Genomic DNA, 13,167 nt, shown 5'->3' on the forward strand with positions numbered 1-13,167 from the left:
GGCCGCAACCAGTCCGGGTCTCATGCCGATAAAAAAGAGCCGCGCTCGAGCAATACGAACGCGGCCAAAGACTAGGGAGGAAATGCCCCGAAAGGCATCGACAGGAAGACCTGTCTAGTCTTTAAGCTACGCGCTAAAGCTGGTTGCGTCAAGAAAATGCGCATCTTTTTTGGGCGAATTTTTTCTTGCTCAATAATTGAGCAAAATTAGCATGGATGCACAAGTTGCAGCCATGTCATGGAAACAGGAGGATGGGGTTGCTCATCGACAAGGCATTTTTTTCCGAAGTGGCAGCGGCAGCGGCGGCTGAAACTTTACCGCGCTTTCGTCAGTTGAACGCGGTGGACAACAAATACAGCGTCGGTTTCGACCCTGTTACCGAAGCGGACCGTGCTGCGGAGAGGGCGATTCGTGCCGTCATCGGCCACCGTTATCCGGAGCACGGCATTCTGGGCGAGGAATATGGCCCCGAAAATACTGACCGCAGCCACGTCTGGGTCATCGACCCTATCGATGGCACGCGCGCCTTCATATCGGGTTTGCCGGTCTGGGGTACGCTGGTCGGGCTGACGGTGGATGGCGATGCGCGCGCCGGGATGATGTCGCAGCCTTTCACGGGCGAGCTTTTTTATAGCGACGGCGAGGGCGCCTATCTGCTGCGTGAAGGCGATGGCGACGCGCCGCGCCGTCTTTCCGTGCGCAAGGGCGCGACACTGGCGGATGCGACGCTGTTCACCACAACGCCTGCCCTGTTCAAAGGCGAAAACCGCAAGGGGTTCGACCGCCTTGAAAGCGCTGTGCGCCTGTCGCGCTATGGTGTCGATTGCTACGCCTTTGCCATGCTTGCGGGCGGCTATGTCGATATCGTTGTCGAGTCCGGCTTGCAGCCTTACGATATCGTGGCGCTGATCCCGATAATCGAACAGGCGGGCGGCGTGGTTACGCGCCGCGATGGCGGCCCGGCGGAAGAGGCTGGCGATATCGTCGCAGCCGCCACGCCGGAACTGCACAGGGCCGCGCTTGAACTGCTGAACGGCTAAATTCTGGTGCGGGGAATCGGCGCGTTGGGCTAATTCCCCAAACCGTCTTGTCAGATGCCGGAAAATTCAGGCTCGATGGTTTCCGGCATGGTTTCTACATCCGACGAACCGGGAATGAAGGCGTCGAACGCGGCCCAGAGCTGTTCGCGATAGAAATCGGCTTCCTGCAACAGTTCGTGACGCCCGCCATCGATGGTGATCAGTGAGACATTGCGCGTGCGCGCAGCAAAGCGCTCCAGCACCGGCGTCGAGACGACGCGGTCATCGCCTGCGGCAATGATCAGCACCGGCACGCTGGGGCTTTCCTCATAGAAGTCCGGCTGATTGATGCGGCGTGCCGTTTCGAGCGCCCCCCAAACCCAGCGCACTGTCGGGCCGCCCAGCGCCAGATCGGGAAAGAGGCGCGTGATTTCCGTGTTGCGCATAAAGCGCGCGGGGTCGCTGGTCAGCGGGTTTCCCGCAAATGGCCGTGCTGTCAGCCTTTTTTTGCCGGACGCATAGAGCGTGCCGAGCCCGATGCGCCGCAGCGTGGCGGCCATGCGGCGCACAACATCATCGCTCAGTTTCTGCGCAGCAAGGCCCATGAAGGGCGCGCACAGCACCATGCGCGTAATGCGGGACGACAGGCTGCCCATCGAGGCCAGGGCCACCATGGCGCCGGAAGAATGGCCGAGAATATAGAAGGGCGGCGGGCAGTCGGGCAAAACGATGTCGATCAGAAAATGATCGAGATCTTCCTGATAATCGTCGAAACTGCGAACATAACCGCGAAGCCTGTCCGGCAGCAGCCGATGCGAGCCGCCCTGTCCGCGCCAGTCGAAGGTGGCGGCGACAAAGCCGCGCGCCGCAAGCTCGGTCATAGTCTCGAAATATTTTTCGATGAATTCGTTTCGGCCTTGGAGCACAATCACCGTGCCGCGCACAGGGCCAGTTTCCGGCTTCAGGATGCTATAACGCAATGTCCTGTCGGGATAGTCGGAATGGCTTGTGAAAAAGCCCGACCGTATTCCATGCGGAATTGGATTCGCATCGGTTTCGAACAGCAGTTCCGACATCCGTTGCGCAGCCTTTCCCGAATGATAATGCCCTGATCGTTTCCGTTATTATGCGCGAAATGATGACAAAAAGTAACCGGAAGTTCGCTTGCGAACTTCCGGCCAAAGGATCGTCAGCGGCAAGGGACGTTGCCGCCAGACGTTCCGTATTTTGAGATGGTTAGTAACGGTCGGGACGGCGTTCGCCGACGATACGTCCAGAGAAGGCGTCGACCATGACGATCACACGACGACCGTTCGGGCGTGTGGCGCGGACAAAATAGGTGTCGCGATCCCTGCGCATGTCACCGACCGCATAGCCGCGGCGTTCCAGCATACGGGTCACTTCACGCGGGCGCATCGTGTCGCGATCACCCCAGTCGGGGCGGCGGTCCGGGCGTCCGTAGCCGGGAGGCGGTGCATCCGGGCGCGGCGGGCGGGGGCGATAACCATCATTGTCGTAATACTGAACCTGGACGCGCAAGCCCGAGCTGTCTGCAAGGGAAGGGGTCGCAAAGCCAGTAGCGACGGTGGCAAGTGCGGCAAAAGCGAGAACAGCTTTTTTCATAACCGTGATCCTTAATAGAACCTGTCGAGTGACAGGCATGACGGGACATTAGCCCCAAGCAAATGAACGCTCGTGGAAGATGATGTTCATTTTGGGTTCACGTCGTGCGTTGCCCCCAAAAAAGTAGCCCGCTACGGATCAGGAGTTGTTACGCGAAGTGACATGCCGTGTAGGCAATGCCGGAACGGTTCTTGTTTGAAAACGGCCTTGAAAAGCAAAACAGCCATTCCCAAATGAGTTTTGCGGTCGCCACAAAGGGCCGCCGGCATCAAGGAATTCGCCAATAAGGGAGTTTCGCCGCCATGTATGATCCCGGACACCGCAAAGCGGTTTTTAGACAAGGATCATACCGAACCATGCATCATGTCGCTCTAAAGGAGGGCTAACACATGCGTCACGTAGATTTTTCCCCGCTTTATCGTTCCACGGTTGGTTTCGACCGGCTTTTCACCATGCTTGATTCGCTCGCTTCGCCGGAAGGTAGCCAGTCCTATCCGCCGTATAATATCGAGCGCACCGGTGAGAACACCTATCGTATCACCATGGCCGTCGCGGGCTTTTCCGAAAGCGAACTCGAAATCGAAGCCCATCGCAACCAGCTGACCGTGAAGGGCCAGAAGGCTGACGAAAAGGCGTCCGATATCGGTGAAGTGCTTTATCGCGGTATTGCTTCGCGTGCTTTCGAGCGCCGCTTCCAGCTTGCCGATTTTGTCGAAGTCGCTGGTGCAAGCCTCAAGAATGGCCTTCTGCACATCGACCTCAAGCGCGAGATTCCTGAACAGATGAAACCGCGCAAGATCGAAGTCGCCAAGGCTGGTTCCGACAGCGCTCAGCAGATCGAAGCGAAAACCGCGCACTAATCGCGGATAAGCCTATAGATATGAGAAAGGCGGCGCTGCAAAGCGCCGCCTTTTTTGTTTAAGCGATCATGTCGCCGAACCGATCCACATCTTCTTCCGTATTGGCGAAGCTGGTCACGAAGCGGGCGAAAATCTCGCCCTCGCTGATGCGGTTTTCTTCCGAATGCGGCGGGTTCCAGTCGTAGAAGATCGCTCCGGCATTACGCAGGCGGTCGTAAACCGACTGTTTCATGATGGCGAAGACTTCATTGGCTTCGGGCTTCCAGGCAAGGCGCATCTGGCTTGAGGCGTTGATGTGTCCGGCGAGTCGGGCCGCCAGCGCGTTCGAATGACGCGCCAGTTCCAGCCAGAGGTCGTCCTGCAGATAGGCGTCGAACTGGGCCGCGACGAAACGCGTTTTGGAGAAGAGCTGCGCCGCGCGCTTGCGAATGAACGGTAGGTCCTTGGCGCGTGCCGGGTCCATAAAGACCAGCGCTTCCGCGCACCAGCAGCCATTCTTGGTGCCGCCGAAGGAGACGATATCGACGCCCTGTTTCCAGGTCATTTCAGCCGGGGTCAGGCCCAGTGTAACCAGCGCATTGGCGAAGCGGGCGCCATCCATATGCAGCGGCAGACCGGCATCGCGGCAGATTTTGGAAATGGTGGCGATTTGTTGCGGTTGATAGAGCGTGCCGACTTCCGTAGCCTGCGTGATGCTGACGGCCATCGGCTGTCCGGCATGGACGAAAGCCGGGTTGAAGCGCTTCAGTTCGCGCTTGAGAAGCTCGGGGTCGATACGGCCCAATGCGCCATCGATCGGATGCAGCCGCGCGCCGCCGGTGAAATATTCAGGCGCGCCGCATTCATCCTCGATGACATGCGCTTCGCGGTGCACCAGCGAAACGCCGCCCGGACGGTTGACGCTGGCCAGCGCCAGCGAGTTGGCGGCCGTTCCGGTTCCGACGAAAAAGACGGCCACTTCGCGCTCGAACACCTCGTTGAAACGTTGTTCAACGCGCTTGTCGAGTTCGCTCGCGCCATAGGCGGCGGCAAAACCGGCTGCATGCAGCGAAAGGCTTTCGGCGATTTTCGGATGGGCGCCCGCCCAGTTGTCTGAAGCAAAATGCACGGTTGTCTCCACTCGCAACGATTCCAGTGTGTCAGCGACAGCTGCTGCCGACTGTCTATAACGGGACTTGAGAAAGGCGATAATACTGAAAATGATGAAAAAACGGACGCGGCCTGTCACTTTTCCATGCTTTGTGCGTTCACCTTAAGCCGCGCCAAACTGACGCAATAAGCCGTATGCGCAATTAAAAGTCTCAAAGATATGGGCATGCGACATTTTATTACGGAAGTTGCTGAGAAAAATTGCGTTTCCATCTTGTGAGGCAATTTGAATTCTGTCATACGTAATTAGGACAGCAATGCTGTCCAATTAGAAGCTGAGGCAGACGGAAAACATGGGTTGAACCCCGCGCCGCCGGTTTCAGAAATAAAAGCGCTGTGCTGGCAGGCCAATGGCCTGACGGTCACCGGCGCTCCGACTGTGACAGGGGAGATTCGAGTGCGCCTTTATCTGGCGGGCTGGGTGTCGTCTGTCCGAGCCTGATGAGAATAAGGCGCTAAACATCGTTCCTCGCATCGGCTTTGCCCGCTTGGCTCTGCCATTTGCCCGGAACCTCGTCCAACGCCTTGTCGATAAGGCTTTCCATAGAATGAATACACCAGCGAGATGGTTGTCACCATCTCGGTATATACTGATCGCGCGCCTCATGAAGAGGGCCAAACGGAGGGAATGACGATGACGCATTTGACGCCATCTGTAACGAATGTGGTTTCTCACAACGTGCAGAACGAAAACGTCAAAGCTGCGACGACGGCTTCCACCCGAACGACGCGAAAAACTAAGGCGGCGGGTGTCCCGCCAGCTCAAGGTCTCTACGATCCGCGCAACGAACATGATGCGTGCGGCGTTGGCTTCATTGCCCATATGAAGGGCAAGAAGTCGCATGAGGTCGTGGAAAACGGCCTCAAGATGCTGGAAAACCTCACTCATCGCGGCGCCGTGGGCGCTGATCCGCTGATGGGCGACGGCGCTGGCATTCTCGTACAGATTCCAGATCGCTTTTTCCGCGAGGAAATGGCGCGGCAGGGCATCGACCTGCCGCAGCCGGGCCATTATGGCGTGGGTTACCTATTCATGCCGCGCGACGCCCAGCTGCGCGCCCATGCGGAAGAAATCGTCAAGGAAGTGATCGCTGCCGAAGGCCAGCAGTTCATCGGATTCCGTGAAGTGCCGGTCGATAATTCGTCGCTGTCGAAGGCGCCGGATATTGCCGCGACCGAACCATTCCATGTTCAGGTTTTCATCGGGCGCAACCCGATGCTCGAAACCGACGACGAGTTCGAACGTCGCCTGTTCGTGCTGCGCAAGGTCATTTCCAACCGCATCTATCAGGAAAATGACGGCGACGATAACGGCTTTTATGTCGTGTCCATGTCGGCGCGCACGGTCGTCTATAAGGGCATGTTCCTGGCTTATCAGGTCGGCGCCTATTATAACGATCTGCGCGATCCCCGCTTCGAAAGCGCGGTGGCGCTGGTTCATCAGCGTTTCTCGACCAACACCTTCCCCTCCTGGCGTCTGGCTCACCCTTACCGCATGGTTGCGCATAACGGTGAAATCAACACGCTGCGCGGCAATGTGAACTGGATGGCGGCGCGTCAGGCTTCGGTCGATAGCGAACTGTTCGGCAACGACATTTCCAAGCTCTGGCCGATTTCCTACGAAGGCCAGTCGGATACGGCCTGCTTCGACAATGCGCTCGAATTTCTGCATCAGGGCGGCTACAGCCTCGCCCATGCGATGATGATGCTGATCCCGGAAGCATGGTCCGGCAACAAGCTGATGTCGGATGACCGCCGCGCCTTCTACGAATATCACGCTGCCCTGATGGAGCCATGGGACGGTCCTGCCGCCGTGGCCTTCACCGACGGTCGCCAGATCGGCGCGACGCTGGACCGTAACGGCCTGCGTCCGGCCCGTTACATCGTGACCGACGACGATTTCGTCATTCTGGCTTCGGAAGCTGGCGTTCTGCCGGTGGACGAAAAGAAGGTCGTCAAGAAGTGGCGTCTTCAGCCGGGTCGTATGCTGCTCATCGATATGGAAGAGGGCCGCATCGTTTCCGACGATGAAATCAAGTCGCAGATCGCGCAGAAGCATCCCTACAAGCAGTGGCTTGGCAACACCCAGCTCATTCTGGAAGACCTCAACCCGGTCGAACCGCGTGCGTTGCGCAAGGATGTGAGCCTGCTCGACCGCCAGCAGGCCTTCGGCTACAGCCAGGAAGACACCAAAATCCTGATGTCGCCGATGGCGACCACCGGTCAGGAAGCTATCGGCTCGATGGGCACGGATACGCCGATTTCGGCCATGTCCGACAAGTCGAAGTTGCTGTTCACCTATTTCAAGCAGAACTTCGCGCAGGTCACCAACCCGCCGATTGATCCTATCCGTGAAGAACTGGTGATGAGCCTCGTCTCCTTCATCGGTCCGCGCCCGAACATTTTCGACCTGATCGGCAATTCGCGTCGCAAGCGTCTGGAAGTGCGCCAGCCGATCCTGACCAATGGCGATCTGGAAAAGATCCGCTCCATCGGTCATACGGAAGATCGTTTCGACACCAAGACGCTCGACATCACCTATAATACGGGTGAGGGTGCAGCCGGTATGCATGGCGCCATCGAGCGTCTGTGCGACCGCGCCGAAGCGGCTGTTCATGGCGGCTACAACATCGTCATCCTGTCCGACCGTCAGGTCGGTCCGGACCGCATTCCGATCCCGGCTCTGCTGGCGACGGCTGCCGTGCATCATCATCTGATCCGCAAGGGTCTGCGTACCTCGGTCGGCCTCGTGGTTGAATCGGGCGAACCGCGCGAAGTGCATCACTTCGCCTGCCTTGCCGGTTATGGTGCGGAAGCGATCAACCCGTATCTCGCTTTCGACACGCTGCTCGACATGCATCGCCGTCGCGAATTCCCGCCGGAAGTCGATGAATATGAAGTGGTCAAGCGCTACATCAAGTCGATCGGCAAGGGCATTCTCAAGGTCATGTCCAAGATGGGCATCTCGACTTACCAGTCCTATTGTGGCGCGCAGATTTTCGATGCGGTCGGCTTGCAGTCGAGCTTCGTCGACAAGTTCTTTTTCGGCACGGCCACCAGCATCGAAGGTGTTGGTCTGGACGAAATCGCGGAAGAGACCGTGCGCCGTCACACCGATGCCTTCGGTAACGACCCGGTTCTGTTGACCTCGCTCGAAGTCGGCGGCGAATATGCCTACCGTATGCGCGGCGAGGCGCATTTGTGGTCGCCGGATGCGGTTGCCAAGCTGCAACATGCAGTGCGCACTTCGAACCCGGACACCTTCACCGAATATACCAGCATGCTCGACTCCAAGTCGGCGCAGGCCAAGACCATTCGCGGCCTGTTCGATATTCGCTTCGCCGAGGAACGCGGCCTCAAGCCGGTTTCCATTGATGAAGTTGAACCGGCGGTCGATATCGTCAAGCGCTTCTCGACGGGCGCCATGTCCTTCGGCTCGATCTCCAGAGAGGCGCATACCACGCTGGCGCGCGCGATGAACGCCATTGGCGGCAAGTCGAACACGGGTGAAGGTGGCGAAGAGCCAGATCGTTTCTATCCGCTGCCGGACGGCAAGCCGAACCCGGAACGCTCTGCGATCAAGCAGGTGGCGTCGGGCCGTTTCGGTGTGACGACGGAATATCTGGTCAACTCCGATCTGATCCAGATCAAGGTTGCGCAGGGTGCAAAGCCGGGCGAAGGCGGTCAGCTGCCGGGTCACAAGGTCGATGCGACCATCGCCAAGACCCGTCACTCGACGCCTGGCGTTGGCCTCATTTCGCCGCCGCCCCACCATGACATCTACTCGATCGAAGATCTGGCGCAGCTGATCTACGACCTGAAGAACGTCAATCCGGCTGCCGATATTTCGGTCAAGCTGGTGTCGGAAGTGGGCGTCGGCACGGTTGCCGCCGGTGTTGCCAAGGCGCGCGCCGACCACATCACCGTATCGGGTTATGATGGTGGCACGGGCGCTTCGCCTCTCACCTCGCTGAAGCATGCCGGTAGCCCGTGGGAAATCGGCCTTGCCGAAACCCACCAGACGCTGGTGCTGAACGGGCTTCGCTCCCGCGTGGCCTTGCAGGTCGATGGTGGTTTGCGGACCGGTCGCGACGTGGTCATTGGCGCGCTGCTCGGTGCCGACGAGTTCGGTTTCTCGACAGCTCCGCTGATTGCTGCTGGCTGCATCATGATGCGTAAGTGCCATCTGAACACTTGTCCCGTCGGCGTGGCGACGCAGGACCCGGTTCTGCGCAAGCGCTTCAAGGGCACGCCGGAACATGTCATCAACTTCTTCTTCTATCTGGCGGAAGAAGTGCGTGCGCTGCTGGCCTCGATGGGCTTCACCAAGCTGGAACAGATCATCGGCGAGACCGAGCTTCTGGAAAAGCAGGTGATGATCGACCATTGGAAGGCCAAGGGTCTCGATTTCAGCCGTATCTTCTACAAGCCTGAGGCTGAAAAGCACGAGATCTACTGGACCGAGCGTCAGCATCATCCGATTGAAGACGTTCTCGACCGTAAGCTGATCGAGCAGGCCCTGCCTGCGCTCGAAGAACGCAAGCCCGTCAAGATCGACATTGGCATCAAGAACGTTGACCGTTCTGCCGGTGCCATGCTGTCGGGCGAAGTTGCCAAGCGGTTCCGCCACAAGGGTCTGCCGGACGACACCATCGCCGTCACGCTTCGCGGTACGGCTGGCCAGTCCTTTGGTGCGTTCCTGGCGCGCGGCATCTCGTTCGAGCTGATCGGCGATGGCAACGATTATGTCGGCAAGGGCCTTTCGGGTGGCCGCATCGTCATCCGTCCGCCGGAAGATACGCGTATCGTCGCCGAAGATTCCATCATCGTCGGCAATACGGTGCTTTACGGTGCGCTTGAAGGCGAGTGCTATTTCCGCGGCGTTGCAGGCGAGCGTTTCGCCGTCCGCAACTCCGGCGCGGTCACGGTTGTCGAAGGCGTGGGCGACCACGGCTGCGAATACATGACCGGCGGCGTCGTCGTGGTTATCGGTCAGACGGGTCGCAATTTCGCGGCGGGCATGTCGGGCGGTGTCGCCTATGTGCTCGACGAGGAAGGTGATTTCGCCCAGCGCTGCAATATGGCGATGGTCGAGCTGGAACCGGTGCCGGAAGAAGACGACATCCTCGAAAAGCTGCATCACCATGGCGGTGACCTCATGCATAAGGGCCGTGTGGACGTTTCGGCCAATATGACCCATCATGATGAGGAACGTCTGGTGCAGCTGATCGCCAACCATCTGCATTACACAGGCTCGACGCGGGCGAAGGACATTCTCGACAATTGGGAGAGCTATCGTCCCAAATTCGTGAAGGTCATGCCGGTCGAATACCGTCGCGCTCTGGAAGAGATGGAGCGTGCGCAGATCGGTGTCGCGGCTGAGTGATCCTGACAAGCGGAGCCCGACCTTTGGGTCGGGCGCCCTTCGCCATATGAAGAGATAACAACGTCCTGACATGCCTGCGCGTTAAAGATAACGCGGCGGACAGGGCAACTTCCGGCAAAGCAGACCATGCGCTGGTCTCAGGCCGAGGGGAGTAGAAGAATGGGTAAGGTAACTGGTTTTCTAGAGATCGACCGTCAGGTGGCAAAGTACCAGCCAGCGTCGGATCGTATCCGCCACTTCCGCGAGTTCACCATTCCGATGACGGATGGTGAAGTGCAGAAGCAAGCTGCGCGCTGCATGGATTGCGGCATTCCGTTCTGCCATGGGCCAACGGGCTGCCCGGTGCACAACCAGATCCCGGACTGGAATGATCTGGTCTATAACAACAATTGGGATCAGGCGATCCGCAACCTGCATCTGACCAATAATTTCCCGGAATTCACCGGTCGCGTCTGCCCCGCACCTTGCGAGGAAGCCTGCACGCTGAACCTCGAAGACACGCCGGTTGCGATCAAGACGGTCGAGCAGGCGCTGGGCGACAAGGCCTATGAGCTTGGCTATATCGTGCCGCAGCCTGCCGCCAACAAGACCGGCAAGTCGGTTGCCATCATCGGTTCCGGCCCGGCTGGGCTTGCTGCCGCACAGCAGCTTGCCCGTGCCGGTCACATGGTGGATGTCTATGAGCGCGAAAGCCGCCCCGGCGGTCTGCTGCGTTACGGCATTCCGGATTTCAAGATGGAAAAGCACCACATCGATCGCCGCGTGGCGCAGATGGAAGGTGAGGGCGTCCGCTTCCTGTGCGGCGTGAATATCGGCGTCGACAAGCCGCTGCGCGGTCTTCTTGATACCTATGATGCCGTGCTTTACAGCGGCGGCTCCGAAACCCCGCGCCCCGCAGGCATTCCCGGTGCCGATCTGGAAGGCGTTTTCGACGCCATGCCTTATCTGGTGCAGCAGAACCGCCGCGTCGGTCGCGAGAACATCGAATCCGTTGCATGGGCTTCGGCTCCGATCCTCGCTGGTGGCAAGCATGTCGTCGTGGTCGGCGGTGGCGATACCGCATCGGACTGCGTGGGCACGGCCTTCCGTCAGGGTGCAGTGAACGTTACGCAGCTCGATATTCGTCCGCAGCCGCCGGAAAAGGAAGACAAGCTCAGTGTCTGGCCTTATTGGGCGACCAAGATGCGCACCTCTTCAAGCCAGGCTGAAGGTGCTTCACGCGAATTTCAGGTCGCAACGCTGGAATTCATCGGCGAAGAAGGCCGCCTGACCCATGTGAAGTGCTGCCAGGTGGACGAAAAGCGCAAACCGATTGCCGGTTCGGAATTCTTCATCAAGGCCGATCTTGCATTCATTGCCATCGGCTTTGCCGGTCCGGGCGAAGACAGCGTGGTCAAGGAATTGGGCGACAAGCTCGACATCGTTACCGATCGCCGTGGCTCGAAGTCGGTCAAGGCCAATGAGCAGGACTATCGCACCAATGTCGACAAGCTCTATGCCGCAGGCGATGTGCGCCGGGGTCAGTCGCTGGTCGTCTGGGCAATCCGCGAAGGCCGTCAGGCCGCACACGCCATCGATGCTGATCTGATGGGGAGCTCGGTTTTACCTCGCTAAAGCTACGATATTTCGACCTATAAAGTGCACCGAAAACAAAAAGCCGCATCAAGATGCGGCTTTTCGTTAGAAACGGGAACAGTTTCAGTTCACAAGATCCCGGCCCTTGGTTTCAGGTGTGGTGATCATCACATAGATCGCGGGAATGGCCATCAGTGTTGCATAGACCGCAACCGCGAAGGGCGTCCCGAATATTTCGAGCAGCCATGTGCCGATGATGGGGGCGAGCGCTCCGCCGAGGACTGTGGCGACCGAATAGGATGTCGACATAGCTGTATAGCGAACACGTGCAGGGAAGAGTTCGGTAAAATAGGCCGACATGCCGCCCACGATAATTCCGTGGAAAGAGAGCGTCAGTACCGTTGCCCATGTAAGCGTCGCAGTGTCTGCGCCGGGAGGCAGGCTGAAAAGCCAGAAGCCAGCGCCGATACCGCCGACGAGCCCCACCAGCGTGACTGCCCGGCGTCCGATCCGGTCAGCGGTCGCGCCAGCGGCGAGGATGACCGCGACTTCGGCAATCGAGCCGATGAATAGTGCGCCAAGTGCTGCCTCACGTGGCACCTTGAGAAACACGGTGGCCAATACGATGAAGAATGTGGAGAAGAGGTAGAACAGCGCGCTTTCGCCAGCCTTGACGAACAGGACGCGCAGCATGTTTCCGCCCTGGGTCGAAATTGCTTCGCGCAGCGGGGCTTTGACCGGTTCGGTCTTCTGTTCTCGAAGTTGGACGAAGGCGGGCGATTCTTCGACCTTGCGACGGACCCAAAGGCCAAGACCGATCAGCAGGATGGAAGCAATGAACGGGATACGCCATGCCCATTCGACAAAGGCCTCCGATCCGAAATGGCCGATGACGGCACCGATAACGGCTGTGGCGATCACATTGCCCGCCGGTCCGCCGATCATCGGAAAGCCGGTCCAAAGCCCACGTTGTTTGGCTGGAAGACTTTCCGCAATCAGCACCAGTGCGCCAGTGGATTCACCACCAATGGCAAAGCCTTGCAGCAGGCGCATGAGAAGAAGCAGGAGCGGTGCGAACACACCGATCTGCTGGTAGGTTGGGAGCAGGCCCATTGCGACCGTCGCGCCGCCCATCAGGAATAGGCTGATGACGAGCGCCTGTTTGCGGCCGATCCTGTCACCCAGAACGCCGAAGAACCAGCCACCCGCCGGGCGGGCAATGAAGCCCACGGCCTGGGTGGACAGGGCTGCGATCAATCCGGTGATCGGATCGACAGCCGGAAAAAATGCGGTGTTGAAAACAAGCGCGGCGCAAAAGGCGAAAACCGCGAAATCATACCACTCGATGATCGTGCCGGTGCTGGCCGCGAAAAGAAGTCGTATCGACGATTTTTGCGTCTGCGCGGCGTCCACTGTCCCCGCCGGTGCTGATGTGCTCATGGGTGCTCCTCCGCTGCACAGAATTTTAAAAGCCGGTTCCTCGATACCGGCTCCCTATAATCGTATCATTTGCAACGATGTCAAGTTCATTGCAATAGCAACGTTACATATGCAA

At 58.7% G+C, this 13,167-nt stretch carries 8 protein-coding genes; 4 read left to right on the forward strand and 4 right to left on the reverse strand.

Annotation, left to right across the window (positions count from 1 at the left end):
- Positions 1-257 precede the first annotated feature (257 nt).
- Positions 258-1,040: a histidinol-phosphatase gene (gene hisN / locus QLQ11_RS12270; RefSeq protein ID WP_109368029.1), complete on the forward strand. Its 783-nt coding sequence runs from the start codon at positions 258-260 to the stop codon at positions 1,038-1,040.
- A gap of 50 nt (positions 1,041-1,090) precedes the next feature.
- Here the strand turns inward: hisN and QLQ11_RS12275 are convergent, their stop codons facing one another.
- Positions 1,091-2,095: an alpha/beta fold hydrolase gene (locus tag QLQ11_RS12275; protein WP_109367766.1), complete on the reverse strand. Its 1,005-nt coding sequence runs from the start codon at positions 2,093-2,095 to the stop codon at positions 1,091-1,093.
- Positions 2,096-2,255: 160 nt separating this feature from the next.
- Positions 2,256-2,642: a PepSY domain-containing protein gene (locus QLQ11_RS12280; RefSeq protein ID WP_109367765.1), complete on the reverse strand. Its 387-nt coding sequence runs from the start codon at positions 2,640-2,642 to the stop codon at positions 2,256-2,258.
- Between the two features lie 389 nt (positions 2,643-3,031).
- Between QLQ11_RS12280 and QLQ11_RS12285 the strand changes: the two genes are divergently transcribed.
- Positions 3,032-3,502 carry an Hsp20 family protein gene (locus QLQ11_RS12285; RefSeq protein WP_109367764.1) on the forward strand — a complete coding sequence of 157 codons (471 nt, stop codon included), beginning with the start codon at positions 3,032-3,034 and terminating at the stop codon, positions 3,500-3,502.
- Positions 3,503-3,560: 58 nt separating this feature from the next.
- Here QLQ11_RS12285 and QLQ11_RS12290 read toward each other — a convergent pair whose 3' ends face one another.
- Positions 3,561-4,610: a low specificity L-threonine aldolase gene (locus QLQ11_RS12290; RefSeq protein ID WP_109368028.1), complete on the reverse strand. Its 1,050-nt coding sequence runs from the start codon at positions 4,608-4,610 to the stop codon at positions 3,561-3,563.
- 675 nt (positions 4,611-5,285) lie between these two features.
- Between QLQ11_RS12290 and gltB the strand changes: the two genes are divergently transcribed.
- Together gltB and QLQ11_RS12300 are read left to right on the forward strand one after the other, a co-directional pair.
- Positions 5,286-10,037 (forward strand): glutamate synthase large subunit, encoded by a 4,752-nt coding sequence (gltB, locus tag QLQ11_RS12295; RefSeq protein WP_109368027.1) that lies wholly within the window; start codon positions 5,286-5,288, stop codon positions 10,035-10,037.
- Positions 10,038-10,196: 159 nt separating this feature from the next.
- Positions 10,197-11,651 carry a glutamate synthase subunit beta gene (locus QLQ11_RS12300; protein ID WP_109367763.1) on the forward strand — a complete coding sequence of 485 codons (1,455 nt, stop codon included), beginning with the start codon at positions 10,197-10,199 and terminating at the stop codon, positions 11,649-11,651.
- Between the two features lie 84 nt (positions 11,652-11,735).
- Here QLQ11_RS12300 and QLQ11_RS12305 read toward each other — a convergent pair whose 3' ends face one another.
- Positions 11,736-13,052, reverse strand: coding sequence for an MFS transporter (locus QLQ11_RS12305; RefSeq protein WP_109367762.1), 1,317 nt, complete (start codon positions 13,050-13,052; stop codon positions 11,736-11,738).
- Positions 13,053-13,167 lie beyond the last annotated feature (115 nt).

It is taken from the genome of Ochrobactrum sp. SSR, assembly GCF_030067775.1.
In the GTDB taxonomy this organism is placed as follows: domain Bacteria; phylum Pseudomonadota; class Alphaproteobacteria; order Rhizobiales; family Rhizobiaceae; genus Brucella; species Brucella teleogrylli.